Genomic DNA, 20,826 nt, shown 5'->3' with positions numbered 1-20,826 from the left:
CCTGGGTCCCACCGGCACACCCGCTTCGGGTACAATCGCGGATTGCCCAGATTCTTTGTCGTCCGCCCATGACCGAACTTCGTCGTATTCCCGTTTCCGCCAACACCGCTGCCGCTCCGGCCGCCGCCGCGCCTGCGCTCGTCATCCCGAGCCCGGCCGCCGGCACGGTCGCGCCCAAGGTCGGCTTCGTGTCGCTCGGCTGCCCGAAGGCGCTGGTCGATTCCGAGCAGATCCTGACTCAGCTGCGCGCCGAAGGCTATGAAACCGCCAAGTCCTACGACGGCGCCGACCTCGTGATCGTCAACACCTGCGGCTTCATCGACGCCGCGGTGCAGGAATCGCTCGATGCGATCGGCGAGGCCCTGGCCGAGAACGGCAAGGTCATCGTCACCGGCTGCCTCGGCGCCAAGAAGGACGCGGACGGAGCGGACCTCATCACCAAGGTGCACCCGAAGGTGCTGGCCGTGACCGGCCCGCATGCCGTCGCCGAGGTGATGGAATCGGTCCACCTGCACCTGCCCAAGCCGCACGACCCCTTCGTCGACCTGGTGCCGGACCACGGCGTGAAGCTGACTCCGAAGCACTACGCCTACCTGAAGATCTCGGAAGGCTGCAACCACCGCTGCAGCTTCTGCATCATCCCGTCGATGCGCGGCGACCTGGTCTCGCGCCCGATCCACGAGGTGCTGCAGGAAGCCGAGAACCTGTTCAAGGCCGGCGTGAAGGAACTCCTGGTCATTTCGCAGGACACCAGCGCCTATGGCGTCGACGTGAAGTTCCGCCTCGGGTTCTGGAACGGCCGCCCGGTCAGGACCCACATGACCCAGCTCACCGAGGAACTGGGCAAGATGGCGCGCCAGTACGACGCCTGGGTGCGCATGCACTACGTCTATCCTTATCCGCACGTCGACCAGGTCATTCCCCTGATGGGTGACGGCCACGTGCTGCCTTACCTCGATATCCCGATGCAGCACGCCCACCCGGACGTCCTGAAACGCATGAAGCGCCCGGCCAGCGGCGAGAAGAACCTCGACCGCATCCTGGCATGGCGCAAGATGAATCCGGACCTGACCATCCGCTCGACCTTCATTGCCGGCTTCCCGGGCGAGACCGAAGAAGAGTTCGAATACCTGCTGGCTTTTCTCCGCGAAGCGCAGATCGACCGCCTCGGTTGCTTCGCCTACTCGCCGGTGGAGGGTGCGACCGCCAACGAGCTGGCCAACCCGGTGCCGGAGGCGGTGCGCGAAGAGCGCCGCGCCCGCGTCATGCTGCTGCAGGAAGAGATTTCTCTGAAGCGCATGCAGGCCAAGGTCGGCAAGACCATGCGCGTGCTGGTCGACGAGGTCGGCGCCCGTGAAGCCATCGGCCGCACCGCCGCCGACGCGCCGGAGATCGACGGCGTGGTCCACATCAAGCGCGCCCTCCAGCCGGGCAAGCCGAAGCCGCAAGTGGGCCAGTTCATCGACGTGGTGATCACCAAGGCCGACGCCCACGACCTGTGGGCCACCGTGGCATGAGCAAGAAGAGCGTCCAGACTTCCCTGATCCACAGCGACTACCAGGCGCCCGGCGGTTTCGACGCCTTCCCACCGGGCGTGCACCGCGCCTCGACGGTCCTGTTCGAGAATGTCGCCGCGATGCGCTCCGGGCAGTGGAAGGACAAGAGCGCCTACACCTACGGCCTGCACGGCACGCCGACCACCTTCACGCTGGAAGCGCGCCTGGCGCAGGTCGAGGGCGGCGAGCACTGCCTGCTGGCGCCTTCCGGCCTGTCGGCGATCGCGATGATCAACTTCGCACTGCTCAGAAGCGGCGACGACGTGCTGCTGCCCGAGAACGTCTACAACCCGAACCGCGAACTCGGACGCTGGCTGTCCCAGGATTTCGGCGTCAGCGCCCGTTTCTATGACCCGATGGTGGGCAGCGGCATCGCCGGGCTGATCCAGCCGAACACCAGGCTGATCTGGACCGAGGCCCCGGGCTCGGTCTCGATGGAAGTGCCGGACTTGCCGGCCATCTGCAGGGCCGCGAAGGAGAAGGGCGTGCCGGTCGCGCTCGACAACACCTGGTCGGCCGGCCTGGCCCTGCGCGGCTTCGGCGCCGGCGCCGACATCGTGATGCACGCGCTGACCAAGTACCAGTCGGGCGGCGCCGACCTCCTGATGGGCGCCGTGATCACCCGGGACGGTGCGCTGAACGAACGCTTGGCGCAGGCCCACATGCGCCTCGGCCTCGGCGTCGGCGCCGACGATGCCTACCTGGTGATGCGCGGCCTGCCGACCATGAAGCTGCGCTTCGAGGCGCACGACCGGGCTGCGCGCCAGGTGGCGGCCTGGCTCAAGGCGCGCCCCGAGATTGCCAAGGTGCTGCACCCGGCCTTCGAGGATTGCCCCGGCCACGAAAACTGGAAGCGCGACTTTCAGGGCGCAGGCGGCCTGTTCTCGGTGCTGTTCGACCCGCGCTATACCGAGGAACAGACCGACCGCTTCGTCGACTCCCTCCAGCTGTTCGGCCTCGGCTACAGCTGGGGCGGCCCGAACAGCCTGGTGATGCCTTACCGGATCCGGGCGATCCGCAGCCAATGGCGGGAAGAGGGCGTGCTGGTGCGTTTCAATATCGGCCTGGAAGAGACGGGCGACCTGATCGCGGATATCGAGCAGGCGCTGGCCAAGTTATAAACGCGTGTTTCTCGTGCTGCTGGGCGGCTCTCTGCCGTCCAGCCTTGCGAGACTGCAGGCTCGGCGCCGCTCCCCGCGGCGCTGTTGCAGATTTTGTGCATCATCATTTCCACACGGCAACTTGCGTGGTAAACTTGCTTTATAGTGAGTTTTGTTGCGCCTCGGAAAATTTTCCGGCCTCCATACAAGGATAAATGATGACCACGACCACTGCGTCGGTTAGCACCACGCTGAATTCCACCACCGACGACCTCGTCCTGACCGGCAGCGCCGACATCGACGGCACCGGCAATTCCCGCAACAACGTTATTACCGGCAACGCAGGGGCGAACGTGCTGAACGGCATGGCGGGGGCGGACCGGCTGATCGGCGGTGCGGGCAACGACACCTATGTGGTGGACAATGCCGGCGACGTGGTGGTCGAACAGGCCGACGAGGGCATCGACACCGTGCTGGCCAGCACCAGCTACACCCTGTCCGACAACGTCGAGCACCTGACCCTGACCGGGAACGGCAGCATCGCCGGCAGCGGCAACGCGCTCGACAATACCATCACCGACAACGGCGGCAGCAATTCGCTCAGCGGCGGCGCCGGCAACGATCTGCTAATGTGGTCGACGACGCGGGCGACCTGGTCATCGAGGCCCTTGGCGCGGGCACGGACACGGTGCGTTCCAGCATCGACTATGCATTGACCGACAACGTCGAACACCTCGAGCTGACCGGCGAGCAGGACCTGAAGGGCACCGGCAACGCGCTGAACAACACGATCACCGGCAACGCCGGCAACAACGTGCTGGATGCGCGCGCCGGCAACGACACCGTGAAGGCGGGCGGCGGCGACGATGTGCTCAATGGCGGCGACGGCGACGACCTGCTGATGGGCGAGGCGGGGCAGGACACCCTGTACGGCGACGCCGGCAACGACCGTCTCGACGGCGGCATCGATGCGGACCGCATGGCCGGCAGCGCCGGCAACGACGTCTACGTGGTCGACAACGACGGCGACCTGGTGGTCGAGGAAGCGGGCGCCGGCACCGACCTGGTGGAAGCCAGCATCACCTACACGCTCACCGCCCAGGTCGAGAACCTGACCCAGACCGGGACCGCCGCCATCGATGGCGCCGGCAACGAACTCGACAACATCATCACCGGCAACAGCGGCGCCAATACCCTGCACGGCCTGGCCGGCAACGACACCCTGTACGGCAATGCCGGCAAGGACCTGCTCGTCGGCGGCGAAGGCAATGACCTGCTCGACGGCGGCGTCGATGCCGACACCATGCAGGGCGGGACCGGCGACGACGTCTACATCGTCGACAATGCTGGCGACCTGGTCGTCGAGAACGCCGGCGAGGGCCTGGACCACGTGCGCGCGAGCGTCGACTACAGCCTGACGGCCGAGGTCGAGAACCTGACCCTGACCGGCGCGGCCGCGATCAGCGGCACCGGCAACGAGCTCGACAACAAGATCGTCGGCAACATCGCCGCCAACGCCCTGTACGGCGGCGCCGGTAACGATATCCTGGAAGACAACGGCGGCAACGACAGGCTGGACGGCGGCCTGGGCGCCGATACCATGTCCGGCGGCACCGGCAACGACGTCTACGTGGTCGACAACGCCGGCGACCTCGTGATCGAAGCCGCGGGCGCCGGGACCGACACGGTCGAATCGAGCATCGACTACACCCTGGTGGCGAACGTGGAAAACCTGGTGCTGACCGGTTCGGACAACCTGGTCGGCAATGGCAATGCACTGAATAACAAGATCACCGGCAACTCCGGCAACAATACAACCGATGCCGGCGCCGGCAACGACACCGTCAACGCCGGTGACGGCGACGACCTGGTGCGCGGCGGCGACGGCAACGATTCGCTGTTCGGCGAGGGCGGCGACGACCAGCTGTATGGCGACGCGGGCAACGACCTGATCGACGGCGGCCTGGGCGCCGACCGCATGGCCGGCGGCCTCGGCGACGATACCTTCGTGGTCGACGATGCCGGTGACCTGGTGGTCGAGGATGCCGCGGCGGGCACCGACATCGTGCAGTCCAGCATTACCTACACCCTGACCGCGAACGTCGAGAACCTGACGCTCACCGGCACCGCCGACATCGAGGGCACCGGTAACGAGCTGAACAACATCATCACCGGCAACAGCGGCAACAACGCGCTCGACGGCCTGGCCGGCAACGACACCATCCACGCCGGCGCCGGCAACGACACCGTGGTCGGCGGCGAGGGCGACGACGTCCTGAACGGCGAGGCGGGCGACGACCAGCTGCGCGGCGACGCCGGCAACGACACCCTGAACGGCGGCCTGGGCAACGACAGCATGCGCGGCGGCAGCGGCGACGACATCTATATCGTCGACAGCGCCGGCGACCTCACGCTCGAAGAGGCAGGCGAAGGCACGGACCTGGTGCAGGCCAGCGTCAGCTACACGCTGGCGGCCAACGTGGAAAACCTGACCCTGACCGGCTCGGCCAGCATCAACGGCACCGGCAACGAGCTGGACAACGTCATCACCGGCAACAACGGCGCCAACATCCTGAGCGGCGGCGCCGGCAACGACACCCTGGTCGCCAACAGCGGCAACGACGTCCTCGACGGCGGCCTCGGAGCCGACACCATGCAGGGCGGGGCCGGCAACGACAGCTACGTGGTCGACGACATCGGCGACGTGGTGGTCGAAGCGCCCGGCGGCGGCACCGACACGGTCACGTCCAGCATCGACTACGTGCTGGGCGCCAACCTCGAGAACCTGGTGCTGACGGGTAGCGCCCTGAACGGCACCGGCAATGCGCTGGCCAATGCGATCACCGGCAACGACGGCGACAACCTGATCGACGGCGGCGCGGGCCTGGACACGATGAGCGGCGGGGCCGGCGACGACACCTATATCGTCGACCAGAGCGGCGACCTCGTGGTCGAGGCGGCGGGCGGCGGCGTCGATACCGTCCGCGCCAGCGCCAGCTACACCCTGGCCGCCAACGTCGAGCACCTGGTGCTGACGGGCAGCGCAGCGATCAACGGCACCGGCAACGCCCTGGACAACGAGATCACCGGCAACGAGGCCGCCAACGTCCTGTCGGGCGGGGCCGGCAACGATACGATCGTGGCAGGCGGCGGCAACGACACCCTCGACGGCGGCGCGGGCGCCGATGCCATGACCGGCGGCACCGGCAACGACAGCTATGTGGTGGACGACGCCGGCGACCAGGTCCTGGAAAATGCCGACGAGGGCGTGGACACGGTCCAGGCCAGCATCAGCCACCGCCTGGCCGCCAACGTCGAGAACCTTATCCTGACCGGCAGCGGCGCCATTTCCGGCAGCGGTAACGAACTGGACAACGTCATCACCGGCAACGCCGGCAACAACCAGCTCGAGGGCGGGGCCGGCAACGATACCCTGGCGGGTGGCGCCGGCACGGACCTGCTGCTTGGGGGCGCGGGCGACGATACCTATCGCTTCCGCCGCGGCGACGGCGCCGACCGCATCGAGGACGCGCAGGGCAGCAATACCCTGCACATGGCCGGCGGCCTGACCCAGGCGGACCTGACGGCGAGCATCTCGGGCAGCGACCTGCTCATCGCCATCAAGGGCAGCGCCGACAGCGTGCTGCTGGCCGGCTGGCTGGACGGCGCTTCCGAAGGCGTGAACCGCATGGTCTTCGACAATGGCAGCACGCTCGATCGTGCCGGCATGATCGCCCTGCTGGGCAATGTGCCGGTCGCGAACGCCGACAAGCTGGCGGTGCGCGAGGACGGTGGCCCCGTGGAGGTCGCGACCGGCACGCTGCTGGCCAACGACCTGAACGGCGCCGCGAGCGTGGTAGCGGTCGGCGCCTCCAGCCTGGGCGTGCTGGTCGACCTGGCCGGCGAGACGGTCCGCTACGACATCGGCAGCCGCTTCCAGGAGCTGGCCCAGGGCGAGGTGCTCAAGGACAGCTTCAGCTACACCGTCCAGGATGCTCTTGGCCGCAGCGCCACCGGCATCGTCAACGTCGAGATCACGGGCGTGAACGACGGCCCGGTCGCGGTGGCGGACAGCGCCGCCTTCAAGGAGGGCGAGGTGGCCGCCATGAACGGCAACGTGCTCGCCAACGACAGCGACGTCGACCGCGGCACCGTGCTGCAGGTGGCCGCACCCGGCACCATTGCCGGCGCCTTCGGCACCCTGGTCCTCGACAAGGACGGCAACTACAGCTACACCCTGAACCCGGCCGGCGCCTACGATGCATCGAAGGCGGTGGACGGCGTGCTGACCGAGCGCTTCGACTATGCCGTCACCGACGGCATCGCCAGCGCCGGCGCCAGCCTCGAGATCCGCGTGACCCTGTCGAATCAGGCGCCGGTCGCCGCCGAGGATGTGGCGCAGATGCGCGAGGACGACGCGGCCGTGAGCGGCAACGTGCTTGCCAACGACCGCGACCCGAACGCCGGCACGCTTCTCAAGGTCGCCGCGCCGGGCAGCTACGCCGGCAGCTACGGCAGCCTGGTGCTGGCGCCGGACGGCAGCTACACCTACACCCTGAACGGGGGCGACGCCCGCGTGCAGGCGCTGGCCGAGGGCCAGAGCGTGCTGGAACACTTTGCCTATGTCGTCACCGACGGCATTGCAACGGATGCATCGACGCTGGCGATCACCATCGCCGGCAGCAACGACGCCCCGGTGGTCGCCGCGGACACCGCCTCGGTGGCCGAGGACGGTGTGATCAGCGCGAGCGGCAACGTGCTGGCCAACGACAGCGACGTCGACGCCGGCGCGCAGCTGGCGGTGGCCGCTCCCGGCACCTACGCCGGCGCCTACGGCACCCTGGTGCTGGCGGCGGACGGCAGCTATACCTACCGCCTGGACAACGATGCCAAGGCCGTGCAGTCGCTGGCGCAGGGCGCCACCGTGGTCGACAGCTTCAGCTACGGTGCCACCGACGGCATGGCGATCGTGAGCGGCAGCCTGGCCATCACCGTCACCGGCAGCAACGACAAGCCGGTCCTGCGCGCCGACACCGCGTCGATGCTGGCCAGCCAGGCCACGGTCTCCGGCAACCTGCTGGCCAACGACAGCGACATCGACGCCGGCACGCAGCTGACGGTGACGGCGGGCAGCTTTGCCGGCAAGTACGGCACCCTGGTCGTGCAGGGCGACGGCAGCTACGTGTACCAGCTCGACGCTTCGGCGGGCATGGAGTCGCTGGGCCGCGGCGCCAGCGTGGCCGAGCATTTCGACTACACCGGCAGCGACGGCTTCGCCTCGCTCCTGTCCTCGCTCGACATCACGATCGCCGGCGCCAACGACGCGCCGATCGTGGCGAAGGCGCTGGCCGACATGCACGTCAACTTCAACAAGGCCTTCTGGTTCCAGCTCCCGGCCGGCAGCTTCGTCGACGTGGACAAGGGCGACACCCTGGTCTATTCGGCGACCCTGGCCGACGGTTCGGCGCTGCCGTCCTGGCTGAAGTTCGACGGCGCCACCGGCACCTTCTCCGGCACCGCGCCGAAGCAGGTCACGTCCTTCGATGTGCGCCTGACGGCCACCGACAAGGCGACCGGCGCCGGCGGCAACCTGTCGGCGTCCGATGTGTTCAAGCTGCACGTCAACCACGGCAACAATGGCGGCGGCAACGGCGTCGACGCGGCGCCGAACGGCCAGCAGACCGACAAGGACAGCCCGCCGGTGGACAACCCGTGGGTCCTGCAGGCCAGCCAGAAGGGCAACGGCAAGATGCTGATGCCGCAGGCGGCCGACAGCGGCTACCAGTACGGCAGCGACGATGGCGGCCATGCGCAGCTGGTCGGCGTGCACGGCGGCCACGGCGCGGACCTGTTCATCGCCTGATCGACAGCGCGCGCAAGCGTGTAAAAAAGGGACGTTCGCGGTGCTGCGAACGTCCCTTTTTGTATTCCGGCTGCGGGGCGGGCACGCGCCCCGCGCATCAGACCGGCATCGGCCGGTTGCTGTTCAGGTCGAGGAAGCCGCGGATGATCCGGTAGGCGGCCCACAGCCAGGCGGCGCCCCACACCAGCAGGGCGATCGGGATGGCGATGATGGTGATCGCCAGCACCCAGGCGACGACCGACCAGACCAGGTACCACCAGAAGGCCCGGATCATCCAGGTGTGGTGCGAATACACGATGGTGCCCTGGGTCTCGGGACGCTTGACGTAGTTGACGATCAGCACCAGGAGCGACAGCATCCCGGCCGAGAACAGGAAGGTCAGGGCGTGGGCGATGTACAGGATGCGCGCGAACTGCTTGGCGTCCTCGGTTCCGCGATCCATTACCAGGTCTTGCGACATCAGTTTTCTCCTTAGAGGAACACGGGAACGCCCCGTACGCGACGATTGTAGCAGCGAGTGCTGCCGTTTTGCCAACATGAGGGCCGAAGGCAGCTTCTTCAAGACCTGCTCTGCGGTTTTACCTCAGCTGCGATTCGACCCAGGCGACCAGGCGGCCGGCATCCATGGCCCCGGACTGGCGCGCGAGCTCGCGGCCGCCGCGGAACAGCGCCAGGGTCGGGATGCTGCGGATCGCGAACTGTGCCGCCAGGTCCTGGCTGCGTTCGGTATCGACCTTCAGCAGGCGCAGCGCCGGCTCGAGCCGCTGCGCCGCCTGGGCGAAGTGTGGCGCCATCATCTTGCAGGGGCCACACCACTCGGCCCAGAAATCGACCAGCACCGGGATGTCGTTGCGCCCGACGTGTTTCATGAAGCGCGCGCTGTCGACGTCGAGCGGGCGACCGGCAAACAGGGCTTGCGCGCACTTGCCGCACACGGGCGCATCGCGCAGGCGCTCGGGCGCCAGCCGGTTCACCGCATCGCATTGCGGGCAGACGATATGGATCGGTTCGCTCATCGGATTCTCCTTCGTTGATACCCCCCGGTATTGTAAGCCGAACATCATGCGCCGCCCGCGCGGCGCGTTTCGTAGAATGGAGCCATTGCCATCTTTAACATGCTTATGACAGCTCATTCAACAGCGGATGCAAACCTGCCGGGCCGCCTGCTGGTCGGGTGTGCCGGCTGGAGCCTGCCCAAGGCCGATGCCGCTTCCTTCCCCGTCGAAGGCAGCCACCTCGAACGCTACGCCGCCGTGTTTCCCATGGTCGAAATCAACTCGTCCTTCTACCGTCCGCATCGTCCGGCGACCTATGCAAAGTGGGCCGCCTGCGTGCCCGAGGACTTCCGCTTCGCGGTCAAGGTGCCGCGGGCGATCACGCACGACGCCCGCTTGGAAAACGTCGAACAGCTGCTGGTGCAGTTCGCCGCCGAGGCAGGGGAGCTGGGCGAGAAGCTGGGCTGCCTGCTGGTGCAGCTGCCGCCCAAGTTCGGCTTCGTCGACGAGACCGCGCGCAGCTTCTTCCGCCAGCTGCACGGCATCTTCGGCACTACGGTCGCGTTCGAGGCGCGCCATCCGAGCTGGTTCTCGGACGCGGCGACCGAGCTCCTGGTGGAGAGCCGCGTCACGCGCGTGATCGCCGACCCTGCGGCCGGGCAGCCCGGCCCGCACGTGCCGACCAGCAGCGACTCGGTCTACGTGCGCCTGCACGGCACGCCGCGCATCTACTACTCCAGGTACTCCCCGGAGTATGTCGAGTCGGTGCGGCGCGAGCTCGACCGCCAGCGGGCGGCCGGGCGTACCTGCTGGTGCGTGTTCGACAACACCGCGGCCTTCGAGGCCGTGCCGAACGCGCTGCAGCTGCTGCACGGCCTCGACGGGCAGCAGCTCGACGAGTCCGCCATACCGCCGGCGCCATGGTGACCGCGAGCTTTCGCTTCTACGACGTGCTGGGCGAGTTCCTGCCGCGCGAACGGCGCGGGCGCGCGTTCAGCACGCCTTGCGCGCGCGAGGCCACGGCCAAGCACATGATCGAGGCGCTGGGCGTGCCGCATACCGAAGTCGAGCTGCTGCTGGTCAACGGCGTGTCGAGCGGCTTCGAGCACCTGCTGCGCGAGGGCGACCGGGTGGCGGTCTACCCGGCCTTCGGGATGCTCGACGTGCGCCCGCTGCAGCGCCTGCGCCCCTTGCCGGAAGGGCGCCCGCGCTTCGTGGCCGATGCCCACCTGGGCGCGCTGGCGCGGCTGCTGCGCATGGCCGGCTACGACACGCTCTACGACAACCATTACCACGACGACGAGATCGAGCGCATCGCGCGCGAGGAAGGGCGGATCCTGCTCACGCGCGACCGGGCGCTGCTCAAGCGCCGCAGCGTGGAACGCGGCTGCTACATGCATGCGCTGGCGCCGGAAGCGCAATTGCGCGAACTGTTCGCGCGCCTGCGCCTGGGCCCCGGGATGCGTCCCTTTTCGCTGTGCCTGCACTGCAACCTGCCATTGCGTCCGGTCGCCAAGGCGTCGGTAGCCAACCGCCTGCCGCCGCGGGTGGCGCAGCTGCATCAGGAATTCACTACCTGCGATGCTTGCGGCCGGGTGTACTGGAAGGGCTCGCACCATGCGCGCATGGCGGCCCTCCTGCAGGGCGTGGCGGCGGCGCCGGCTGATGTAGAATTGCCGCCGACCCCTGACTCCCATCCATGACAGCGTGAGCGAGCAACTTTCGCCGTTTCCTTTCCCCGTCCGCACCGAGTGCCCCCCCGGCGCCTGTGTGTGCGAGCGCGAGCGTGTCATGGCCGACCCGCAGGCCGACCACCGGCCCCTCGCCCTGACCCGCCAGCAGGAGCAGAAGCTGGTCGAGCGCATCGAGCGCGTGAGCAGCTACGAAGACCTCAAGCACGTGCAGGAACTGATCCGCAAGAACCTGGGCGCCGAGCTGCGCATCGCACCGGGCCCGAACGAGGTGCGCACCATGCGCGGCATCATCGTCGTGCTGGAAGAGAAGCCGGGCCTGTGCAAGAAGGCGCGGCAATCGGTGCCGGCGGCGGTGCGCCGCTGCCTGACCGAACACCCCGAGATCGCCTATGCGCTGCTGGATGCCCACGACCTGTTCGGGTCCCGCTAGCTACTTAACCCCGGCCGCACGCGTTTTGCTTGGCTCTTATACAATGTGGACGAGGCGGCAATAGCCGTGCGCATTCATCAGGAGAAAAGTCATGTCGGGCTACAGCATCAACATCGAAGAGAAAACCCTTGCCGGAAACAACTTCCGCGAGGTGCTCTACACCACCCAGCGCAGCCAGCTGGTCATCATGACCCTGCAGCCGGGCGAGGAGATCGGCCTCGAGCACCATGAAGGCCACGACCAGTTCATCCGCGTCGAAGCGGGCGAAGGCGTCGCGATCCTGGACGGCGAGGAGCACAAGCTGGAAGACGGCGTCGCGGTGGTGATCCCGGCCGGCACCGAGCACAACGTCATCAATACTTCGCAGACCGAGCCAATGCGCCTGTACACCCTGTACACCCCGCCGGAGCATCCGGACGGTATCGTCCACGCCACCAAGGCGCAAGCCGACGAGTACGAGCGCCAGCACCACGGCCACTGATCCGGGCCGCGCCCATGAAAAAGGCCGGCATCCCTGCCGGCCTTTATTACGTGCACGCCTTTAGCGGCGCCAATGGTAGGGGAAGCGCGTCCCGATGTGGCCGCCCCAGCCGCGATGGTGCCCCCAGCCGCGGCCGAAATTGAAGCCGAGACCGATCGAGACCGGCGGGTAGTAGTAACGCGGCTGGTACACCGGTTCCGGCACGTACACCGGTTGCGGCACGTACACCGGCGCCGGCTGCACATAGACCGGCGTCTGGTGCACGACCACCGGAGCAGAGCCATAGGTCGTGCTCGTCCCGGTGTCCCCGCTGGCGGCCGCGCGGGCGCCTGTGCCCAGCGGCACCGGTGTCACCGACACGACTTGCCACTGGCTCGGATCGCCCGAGCGCGGATAAGCCTGGCTGCCGTAGTAGTTCGGGCCGGGCGCGGCGCAGCCGGCCAGCACGGCCAGCGACGCGGTAACAATGATGAGTTTCTTCATGGCGGTCCTCCTGATGCCACCATGATAAAAAAATCCGTGCACTGTACCGCGTGGAATTACACCCTGTTACAACCGCCGGTTCCGGAACGTTCATACGCGCAGCGACGCCAGCTCCCCGAGCGGCACGGCGGCCGCCAGTGCCTGGTAGCCGGCATCGTTCGGGTGCAGCCCGTCGCCGCTGTTGTAGGCACTGCGCAGGTAGGCGGGCGCTTGCGGGTCGCGCAGCACGCTGTCCCAGTCGACCAGCGCGTCGAAGGCGTTCGGCGAGCGCAGCCAGCTGTTGACCTGCTGGCGCACCGTCTCGCGCGCCGCCGAGTTGCGCCCGGAGCCCTGGATCGGGGGCAGCGTCGCCCCGAGGATCGTGATGCCGCGCGCCCGCGCCTTCATGATCAGCTGGCGATAGCCGTTGACCAGGTTATCGCGCATTTGGGTCAGGGCCGTACTGGACGCCAGGATGATGTCGTTGGTGCCGATCGCCACGATCGCGGCCTGCACCCCCGGCGTGGCCAGCACGTCGCGATCGAAGCGCTCGAGCACGTCGTGGCCGGCCAGCAGCGCGTTCGGGTCGTCCACCAGCAGACGGTTGCCGGCAATCCCCCGGTTCACCACGCCGATGCGTCCCGCCGTGCCCAGTTCGGCCTGCAGCCGCCGTGCCAGGTAGTCCGGCCAGCGCCGGTTCTGGTTCACGGTGCTGCCCTGGCCGTCGGTGAGCGAGTCGCCGATCGCCACGACGCAGGGCGCTCCGACGTCGACGTCGACTTCGGTGAGGAAGGCCCAGGAAGCGAAACTGCGTGTGTACGAGAACGTGGTGTTGGCCGCGGCATTGCCCGAGGCGACATAGGTCGACGACCAGGAGTCGCGGTGCAGGGTGCTGGCCCTGGCCGGCAAGCTCGACGGGAAATACAGGCTGACGGCCAGGTCGGCGAAGGGCGCGACCTGGAAGAACAGCGGGTCGGACAGGACATGGGCGCCGGGCTGGATGGTGATGGTGCTCCTGCCGCCGAAAGTGAGCGGATGGTTCGATCCCGCGATCACGGCTTGCGCGCTGTTGCGCAGGCCGATCCAGGCGGCATCGATGGCGAGCGGCGCGCTGCCCATCTGGTTGGACAGGCGCACGCGCACGCGCTTGCCGCCGATGCTGGCGCGGATGAACATGCGAATCGTCTGCCCGCTGAAATTGTAGTCGTAGTAGCTGCCGGCAGGGGCGGGCCCGGCCGGTGCGCATCCCCAGCTCGCGCACCAGCCGGGCAACTGCTGCGCCGATACGCCGAAGGGTGCGAGGGCAAGACTGCCTGCAAGGGCCGGCACACCGAGGACGAAGCGCCGTCGGCCGCTGTCCGGGCCGCCGGCCGCGCGGGCGGCATGGTCGGATTGGGAATCGGAAAGGTGAGGAAGCGAGGTGCGGAAGGCCGGAATGGACATGGCATGCTCCTGAGGAGTGAGGCGCAGCCGCGGCGCGGCCGCACCAATACCATAGACCAGCAGCGCTGCTCATCCAATCGTGCGTGTCAGTTCTTTTGCGCTGGCTCGTGTTTGAGCACCGAACTTACGGAACAGAGGAAACTTATGCGAAACGCGACGGTTCGTCAGTGCATGAAATTTCGTGCTTCACATGCATATCGCCCGTGAATCCAGGCGCTATGCCGTGCGGCACTGTCCTCGCCGCACGGAAAAAACGCGTCACTGCAGGATCGTCAAGAGACCGTCCAGTCCCGAGAAGTTCAGCGCCACCGAGGCCTGCGCACGCACCACCGGCTTGGCGCGGAAGGCCACCGACAGGCCGGCGATGCCCATCATCTTGAGGTCGTTCGCGCCGTCGCCCATGACGATGGCCTGGCGCGGCGTGAGGCCATATTGCGCGCAGACACGCTCGACCGTGCGCATCTTTTCTTCCGCATCGACGATGCCGCCGAGCACGCGGCCGGTCAGCTTGCCGTTTGCCACTTCCAGCACGTTCGCATGCGCGACGTCGAGCGACAGGCGCTGCTGCAGGCGCTCGGTGAAGAAGGTGAAGCCACCCGACACCAGCAGGGTCTTCAGGCCGGCGGCCTGCACCGCCTGCAGCATCGCTTCGCCGCCCATCGAGATGCGCAGGCGCTCGTCGTAGACGCGCTCCAGGGCCGTGGCATCCAGCCCTTCGAGCAGGGCCACGCGGCGCGTCAGGCTGGCCGCGAAGTCGAGCTCGCCGCGCATGGCCGCTTCGGTGATCTCGGCCACCTGGGGTTTCAGGCCCTGCATGTCGGCGATCTCGTCGATGCACTCGATGGTGATCAGGGTCGAGTCCATGTCCATGGCCACCAGGCCGAAGTCAAGCAGCCGACGCCCGGCCTCGATGAAGCAGGCATCGACGCCGGCCTCAAAAGCGGCCGCGTCGATGCGCGCCTTCAGTTCGGCGGAGAAGGCCACGTCCTCGCAGCGCAGGGCATGGTCGCCGAGGCGGACCACGCGCGCGGCTTGGGCGAGCAGGGCAAGGCGGTCGAGCGTGTCGGAAGAGGCCTGCGGCCCCTGGAGCACCAGGTTCATCGTCATTGTGTTTCTCAAGCGAGCAGTTGTTTGATGGTCTGTTTTACCTGCGTCACGCGCGCCGCCAGGTCGGGCATGCTGGCGCTGATGCGCAGCTTGTCCTGGCCGGCGAGCTTGATGTGGCGGTTCTTCTGGATCAGCGTGATGATCTTGATCGGATCGATCGGCGGCTTCTCCATGAACTGCAGGTTGGCCGCTTCGCCGTGGGCGTCGATCTTGACGATGCCGACTGACTTGGCCGCGATGCGCAGGCGGTGGGTCTCGATCAGGGCCTTGACCTGGTCCGGCATCTTGCCGAAACGGTCGATCAGCTCTTCCTGCATGGCGTCGATCCGGTCCTGGCTTTCGCAGTTGGCCAGGCGCTTGTAGATCGACAGGCGCTCGTGCACGTCGCCGCAGTAGTCCGAGGGCAGCAGGGCCGGCACGTGCAGGTTGATCTCGGTGGTCGACGAGAGCGGCGCGGCCAGGTCGGGCTCCTTGCCTGCCTTCAGGGACTTCACCGCTTCGTTCAGCATGTCCGAATACAGCTGGAAGCCGACCTCCAGCATTTCGCCCGACTGGTTCTCGCCCAGCACCTCGCCGGCGCCGCGGATCTCCAGGTCGTGCATCGCCAGGTAGAAGCCGCTGCCCAGTTCTTCCATCGCCTGGATCGCGTCCAGGCGGCGCTGCGCCTGCTTGGTGAGGCCGGAAACATCGCTGACCAGCAGGTAGGCATAGGCCTGGTGGTGCGAGCGCCCGACGCGGCCGCGCAGCTGGTGCAGCTGGGCCAGGCCGAAGCGGTCGGCGCGGTGCATGATGATGGTGTTCGCGGTCGGCACGTCGATGCCGGTCTCGATGATGGTGGTGCACAGCAGGATGTTGAAGCGCTGCGCAACGAAATCGCGCATCACCTTTTCCAGGTCGCGCTCGTGCATCTGGCCGTGGGCCACGCCGATGCGCGCTTCCGGCAAGAGTTCCTGCAGCATGGCGCGGCGGTTCTCGATGGTCTCGACCTCGTTGTGCAGGAAGTAGATCTGGCCGCCGCGCTTCAGTTCGCGCAGGCAGGCCTCCCTGATCACGGAACCGTCCTCGCTGCGCACAAAGGTCTTGATCGCCAGGCGCTTTTGCGGCGCGGTGGCGATGATGGAAAAGTCGCGCAGGCCTTCCAGCGCCATGCCGAGGGTGCGCGGGATCGGGGTCGCGGTCAGGGTCAGGACGTCGACCTCGGCGCGCAGGGCCTTGAGCGCCTCTTTCTGGCGCACGCCGAAGCGGTGTTCCTCGTCGATGATCACCAGCCCCAGGCGGGTGAACTTCACGTCCGGCGACAGCAGTTTATGCGTGCCGATCACGATGTCGAGCGTGCCGTCGGCCATGCCCTTGATCGCGTTGTTGATCTCCTTGCCGGTGCGGAAGCGCGACAGCTCGGCGATTTTCACCGGCCAGTCGGCGAAGCGGTCGGCGAAGGTCTGGGCGTGCTGCTCGGCCAGCAGGGTGGTCGGGGCCAGGATCGCGACCTGCTTGCCGCCCATGACGGCGATGAACGCGGCCCGCAAGGCCACCTCGGTCTTGCCGAAGCCGACGTCGCCGCACACCAGGCGGTCCATCGGACGGCCCGAGGTCATGTCCTTGATGACGTTGTGGATGGCCTCAAGCTGGTCCGGGGTCTCGTCGAAGCCGAAGCTGCCGGCGAAGTTCTCGTAGTCGGTGCTCGAATACTCGAAGGCGTGTCCCTGGCGCGCGGCGCGGCGCGCGTACAGGTTGAGCAGCTCGGCCGCGGTGTCGCGTACCTGCTCGGCGGCCTTGCGCTTGGCCTTTTCCCATTGGCCGGAGCCGAGGCTGTGCAGCGGCGCGTCTTCCGGCGAGGTGCCGGAGTAGCGCGAAATCACGTGCAGCTGCGAGACCGGCACGTAGAGCTTGGTCTCCTTGGCGTATTCCAGGTGCAGGAATTCCATCTCGCCTTCGCCCAGGTCCATGCTCATCAGGCCCATGTAGCGACCGATGCCGTGGTTGATGTGCACCACCGGGTCGCCGATCTTCAGCTCCGACAGGTCGCGCACCATCGATTCGACCTGGCTGGTCGCTTCCTGCTTCTTCTTGCCGGCGCGGCGGCCCGAGCCCGCGTACAGCTCGGTCTCGGTGACGAAGACCAGGCGCCCGCTTGCTTCCTCGCTCAGCTCGAAACCGGCCTGCAGCGGGGCCACGCCGAGCGCCAGTTTCGCACTGGCGGCGCGGAAGCCCTCGAAGCCTTCGACGGGCGCCAGTTCCAGCCCGTATTCGTGGAAGTACTGCTGCAGGGTCTCGCGGCGGCCGGCCGAATCGGCGACGATCATCACGCGCGCATCCTGGCGCAGGAGGTAGGCGCGCAGATTGGTCAGCGGATCGTCCAGGCGGCGGTTGACCGAGATGTCGGGAATCGGCGCGGACAGCTCGGAGCTTGGGGCGGCCGGGTCACGGCCGATGGTCCAGCGGCCATGCGGCTTGGCGCAGGTGAAAAATTGCTCTGCGCCCAGGAACAGCTCGCGCGGCTCGAGGATCGGGCGTTCGCGGTCGCTCTTGAGGAATTTATAGCGCGATTCGGTATCGAGCCAGAAGCGCTGGATGGCGGCCTCGATGTCGCCCACCAGGGCCAGGGTGGAGGCCGAGGGGAGGTAGTCGAACAGGGTCGCGGTTTCTTCGAAGAACAGCGGCAGGTAGTACTCGATGCCGGCCGAGGCGATGCCGTTGCCGATGTCGCGGTAGATCGGCGAGCGCGAGGGATCGCCCTCGAAGCGCTCGCGCCAGCGGCCGCGGAAGGCGGCGCGCGCCGCTTCGTCCATCGGGAACTCGCGGCCCGGCAGCAGGCGCACTTCCTTGACCGGGTACAGCGAGCGCTGGGTGTCGGCGTCGAAGGTGCGGATCGATTCGATCTCGTCCCCGAACAGGTCGAGGCGGTAGGGCAGGGCCGAGCCCATCGGGAACAGGTCGATCAGGCCGCCGCGCACCGAATACTCGCCCGGCGACATCACCTGCGACACGTGGGTGTAACCGGCCAGCGTCAGCTGGGCCTTCAGCCTGGCCTCGTCCAGGCGTTCGCCCTGCCGGAAGAAGAAGGTGTAGGCTGCGAGGAAGGACGGCGGGGCCAGCCGCACCAGCGCGGTGGTGGCCGGCACCACCAGCACGTCGCACTGCCCGTTGCGGATCTCGTGCAGCGTGGCCAGGCGTTCGGACACCAAATCCTGGTGCGGCGAGAAGGCGTCGTAGGGCAGGGTTTCCCAGTCGGGCAACAGGTGGCAGGACAACTTGCCGTCCGCGAACCAGGGTATCTCGTCGAGCAGGCGCTGGCCGTCGCTGGCATTGGCCACGACCACGGTCAGTATCTGATTGTTGGCCTTGAGAGCCAGCGCGGCAGTGGCGAGCGCATACGCGTCGCTCGAGCCATGCAGGGCCGGCAGGGCAAAACGGGTTCCTGGTTTGGGAAGATTTTTCTTGAGATCGAAGGGCATTGAGCGCGCAGTGACGTTCGCAACAGTGGTGGGCCATTATAGACGAATGGCCCACGCCACGCCGGGCAGGACGCCTTGGCGGATTGCGCTCCCGGCCTCGATGCCGCGAGTAGAGCGAGGTGCAGAATGAGAAGTGCAATGAAGCATTTTTCCGATCCGGCCGCGGTTGCGCATTACCACCAGGGCCCGCCGCGGCTGGTGCCGGGATTCAGCGACCTGCAGCGCATGGCGCAGGTGCTGCTGGCCGAACGGGCGCCGCTGGACGCCCGGGTGCTGGTGCTGGGCGCCGGCGGCGGGCTGGAACTGAAGGCCTTCGCCGATGCCCAGCCCGGATGGTCGTTTGACGGCGTCGATCCGTCGCACGAGATGCTGGAACTGGCCCACGACACCGTCGGCGAGCATGCCGGGCGCGTCCGGCTGCATGAAGGCTACGTGGATGCCGCGCCGGCCGGTCCTTTCGACGCCGCGGCCTGCCTGCTGACCATGCACTTCATGCCGCTGTGCGAGCGCCGCCACGCGATGCGCGCTATCCGCCAGCGCCTGCGGCGCGGCGCGCCTTTCGTGGTGGCCCACATGAGCCTTGCCGAGGACGAGGATGAGCGCGCGCTGTGGCTGGCGCGCGACGAGGCCTATGCGGTGGCCTCCGGCGCGCCGCCCGAGGAAGCGCGGCAGCGCCGCGCGCTGATCGAGCGGGTGTTGCCGGTGCTGGCGCCCGAGCAGGACGAGGCGCTGCTGCGCGAGGAGGGCTTCAAGGAGGTGAGCATGTTCTACGCGGCCGGGGTGTTCCGGGGATGGATCGGCTATGCCTAGCGGGCGGGCTGCTTCACTGCTGCTGCGGATGGAGCTTGTCGAATATTCGCAACTCGTCACCGGCTAATGCTGCCGCCATTTCACGCGCCTCTGCGTTGCCCGCATCGCACAGCACGCGCAGCTTGGCCAGCCGGTCGCCTTCATGCAGCGCCTGTGCGAGCGGCGTGGCCTCAATCTGGCCGGCCTGCAGGATCGCCTGCGCCACGCCCGGCGGAAATTCCCATCGTCCCGCGATCCCTGCCGACAGCCTGCGCGCGCTGTCCAGCAAGGCACGGGCGAAATCGTCGGACTGCGGCAGGGGCGCCGCGCCGCCCAGCCGGTCCGCCAGGCGCAGGGCGACCACCAGCCCGACGCTGCGCATCAGGCCCGCGAGCGTGGCCTCGAAGGGATCGGCGCCGCAGGCGGGGGCCGCCATGCTGGCCGCCATCGCGCACTTCTCGGACTGGCTCCAGACCAGCGGCGCCGCCTGGCGCGCCAGGCGCCCGCTCTGGCTGCCGATCAGCGGACGGAAGGCCACCCGCGCCAGCAGCATGCGCAAGCCGTTCTGGCCCAGCAGCATCAATGCGCCTTCGATGTTCGCGATCCTCGCCGTGGCGCGGTAATACGGGCTGTTGACCTCGCGGATGACTTCCGCCACCAGGCTCACGTCCTGCGTCACCTGGCGCGCCAGTTCGCCCGCTGAGGTGGCATCGATGCGCAGGCTGCGCAGCAGTTGCGGGATGACCGCCGGCACCCGTGGCACCAGTTCGGCCGCCGCTTCCGGCTGGCGTGCCAAGCGCGCCAGCTCATCGAGAATCAATCCCTCGGGCATCTCGCCGGCATGCGCCGATCCGCCCGCAAGCGAGCGGTAAAAAGCCAGGTCGAGGTCGAAAGACGGTGGCGGATTTACAACGCCGGCGGCGGCGGGAACGGCCGATGGCGGCGTCGGCGCCGGCTGCCCCGGACTGCCGAACAGGCGTGCAAGCCAGTTTTTCATCGTCGACCGCAGGGAGAGGGAGAACGAGCGACGGCCCGGCTGTGCGACCGCGAAGCGGCCGCAGCCGGGCTGCGGGGCAGGTAGCCCGGCCGGAGGATCGCGGAAGGCGCAGGCAGTGCGCGCCGGTTCCGCGGGCCGTTCAGCGGCCGGTACCCGAGGTCGACGAATTGGTCGCCGGCGGGGTGGTGGTGGTGCTCGGGTTGGTGGTGCCGGTGTTGGTGCCGCTCTGGCCCGAGCCGCCCGTGGTGTCGGAGCTGGTGCCGGTGCCGACGTTGCCGGAGGCGCTGGAGCTGCCGGTGCCGGTCGTGCCCATGCTGGCGTCGGAGCTGGAGCTGGAGCCGGTGTCGGTGCCGGTCGTGTTGCAGGCCGCCAGCGACAGGGCCATGATGCCGCCCAGCAGAACGGTGTGGATCTTGTTCATTCGTGTTCTCCTCGATGTGGTTGGGTCGGACCA

Annotated in this window: 17 protein-coding genes; 9 read left to right on the top strand and 8 right to left on the bottom strand. The window is 67.8% G+C overall.

Annotation, left to right across the window (positions count from 1 at the left end; translation table 11 throughout):
• Window positions 1–68: 68 nt before the first annotated feature.
• The 4 genes from rimO to B2R83_RS06355 all read left to right on the top strand — a co-directional run bounded on the left by rimO (window position 69) and on the right by B2R83_RS06355 (window position 8,519).
• A complete protein-coding gene (rimO, locus tag B2R83_RS06370; protein WP_292039316.1) occupies window positions 69–1,517 on the top strand; it encodes a 30S ribosomal protein S12 methylthiotransferase RimO in 1,449 nt (482 codons plus the stop codon).
• Window positions 1,514–2,677 carry a cystathionine beta-lyase gene (locus B2R83_RS06365; RefSeq protein ID WP_292039315.1) on the top strand — a complete coding sequence of 388 codons (1,164 nt, stop codon included), beginning with the start codon at window positions 1,514–1,516 and terminating at the stop codon, window positions 2,675–2,677. Before rimO ends, B2R83_RS06365 begins: the two co-directional genes overlap by 4 nt.
• A gap of 197 nt (window positions 2,678–2,874) precedes the next feature.
• Window positions 2,875–3,372 (top strand): calcium-binding protein, encoded by a 498-nt coding sequence (locus B2R83_RS06360; RefSeq protein WP_292039313.1) that lies wholly within the window; start codon window positions 2,875–2,877, stop codon window positions 3,370–3,372.
• On the top strand, window positions 3,288–8,519 hold the full coding sequence (locus tag B2R83_RS06355; RefSeq protein ID WP_292039311.1) for a beta strand repeat-containing protein: 5,232 nt from the start codon (window positions 3,288–3,290) through the stop codon (window positions 8,517–8,519). The genes B2R83_RS06360 and B2R83_RS06355 overlap by 85 nt, the downstream gene beginning before the upstream one ends.
• 97 nt (window positions 8,520–8,616) lie before the next feature.
• On the opposite strand, the gene B2R83_RS06350 is transcribed toward B2R83_RS06355, so the two are convergent.
• Together B2R83_RS06350 and trxC are read right to left on the bottom strand one after the other, a co-directional pair.
• Window positions 8,617–8,979, bottom strand: coding sequence for a DUF4870 family protein (locus B2R83_RS06350; RefSeq protein ID WP_036214830.1), 363 nt, complete (start codon window positions 8,977–8,979; stop codon window positions 8,617–8,619).
• Window positions 8,980–9,097: 118 nt separating this feature from the next.
• Entirely contained in the window at window positions 9,098–9,535 is a 438-nt protein-coding gene (gene trxC / locus B2R83_RS06345; RefSeq protein WP_209586838.1) for a thioredoxin TrxC, read from the bottom strand.
• A 105-nt stretch (window positions 9,536–9,640) separates the two neighbouring features.
• On the opposite strand from trxC, the gene B2R83_RS06340 reads away from it, so the two are divergent.
• The 4 genes from B2R83_RS06340 (at window position 9,641) to B2R83_RS06325 (ending at window position 12,119) form a co-directional block, all read left to right on the top strand.
• Entirely contained in the window at window positions 9,641–10,441 is an 801-nt protein-coding gene (locus B2R83_RS06340; RefSeq protein ID WP_292039308.1) for a DUF72 domain-containing protein, read from the top strand.
• The gene (locus B2R83_RS06335; protein WP_292039305.1) at window positions 10,435–11,217 is read left to right on the top strand and encodes a Mut7-C RNAse domain-containing protein; all 783 of its coding nucleotides are present in this window, start codon (window positions 10,435–10,437) and stop codon (window positions 11,215–11,217) included. The genes B2R83_RS06340 and B2R83_RS06335 overlap by 7 nt, the downstream gene beginning before the upstream one ends.
• A 4-nt stretch (window positions 11,218–11,221) precedes the next feature.
• A complete protein-coding gene (locus B2R83_RS06330; protein ID WP_414674367.1) occupies window positions 11,222–11,638 on the top strand; it encodes a hypothetical protein in 417 nt (138 codons plus the stop codon).
• 91 nt (window positions 11,639–11,729) lie between these two features.
• The gene (locus B2R83_RS06325; protein WP_209586834.1) at window positions 11,730–12,119 is read left to right on the top strand and encodes a cupin domain-containing protein; all 390 of its coding nucleotides are present in this window, start codon (window positions 11,730–11,732) and stop codon (window positions 12,117–12,119) included.
• Between the two features lie 60 nt (window positions 12,120–12,179).
• Here B2R83_RS06325 and B2R83_RS06320 read toward each other — a convergent pair whose 3' ends face one another.
• The 4 genes from B2R83_RS06320 to mfd form a co-directional block, all read right to left on the bottom strand.
• On the bottom strand, window positions 12,180–12,602 hold the full coding sequence (locus B2R83_RS06320; protein WP_292039298.1) for a hypothetical protein: 423 nt from the start codon (window positions 12,600–12,602) through the stop codon (window positions 12,180–12,182).
• Window positions 12,603–12,692: 90 nt separating this feature from the next.
• The gene (locus tag B2R83_RS06315; protein ID WP_292039296.1) at window positions 12,693–14,024 is read right to left on the bottom strand and encodes an SGNH/GDSL hydrolase family protein; all 1,332 of its coding nucleotides are present in this window, start codon (window positions 14,022–14,024) and stop codon (window positions 12,693–12,695) included.
• Window positions 14,025–14,282: 258 nt separating this feature from the next.
• The gene (gene serB, locus B2R83_RS06310; RefSeq protein WP_292039336.1) at window positions 14,283–15,125 is read right to left on the bottom strand and encodes a phosphoserine phosphatase SerB; all 843 of its coding nucleotides are present in this window, start codon (window positions 15,123–15,125) and stop codon (window positions 14,283–14,285) included.
• 14 nt (window positions 15,126–15,139) lie between these two features.
• Window positions 15,140–18,586: a transcription-repair coupling factor gene (gene mfd, locus B2R83_RS06305; RefSeq protein WP_292039295.1), complete on the bottom strand. Its 3,447-nt coding sequence runs from the start codon at window positions 18,584–18,586 to the stop codon at window positions 15,140–15,142.
• 138 nt (window positions 18,587–18,724) lie between these two features.
• On the opposite strand from mfd, the gene B2R83_RS06300 reads away from it, so the two are divergent.
• Window positions 18,725–19,396: a class I SAM-dependent methyltransferase gene (locus B2R83_RS06300; RefSeq protein ID WP_292039292.1), complete on the top strand. Its 672-nt coding sequence runs from the start codon at window positions 18,725–18,727 to the stop codon at window positions 19,394–19,396.
• Window positions 19,397–19,409: 13 nt separating this feature from the next.
• On the opposite strand, the gene B2R83_RS06295 is transcribed toward B2R83_RS06300, so the two are convergent.
• Window positions 19,410–20,372, bottom strand: coding sequence for an HDOD domain-containing protein (locus B2R83_RS06295; RefSeq protein ID WP_292039288.1), 963 nt, complete (start codon window positions 20,370–20,372; stop codon window positions 19,410–19,412).
• Between the two features lie 139 nt (window positions 20,373–20,511).
• Window positions 20,512–20,793 carry a hypothetical protein gene (locus tag B2R83_RS06290; RefSeq protein ID WP_209586829.1) on the bottom strand — a complete coding sequence of 94 codons (282 nt, stop codon included), beginning with the start codon at window positions 20,791–20,793 and terminating at the stop codon, window positions 20,512–20,514.
• Between the last annotated feature and the right edge of the window lie 33 nt (window positions 20,794–20,826).

It is taken from the genome of Massilia sp. UBA6681 (genome assembly GCF_002454935.1).
Lineage (GTDB): Bacteria > Pseudomonadota > Gammaproteobacteria > Burkholderiales > Burkholderiaceae_D > Telluria > Telluria varians.
This window is presented reverse-complemented; position numbering and strand designations above follow the sequence as displayed.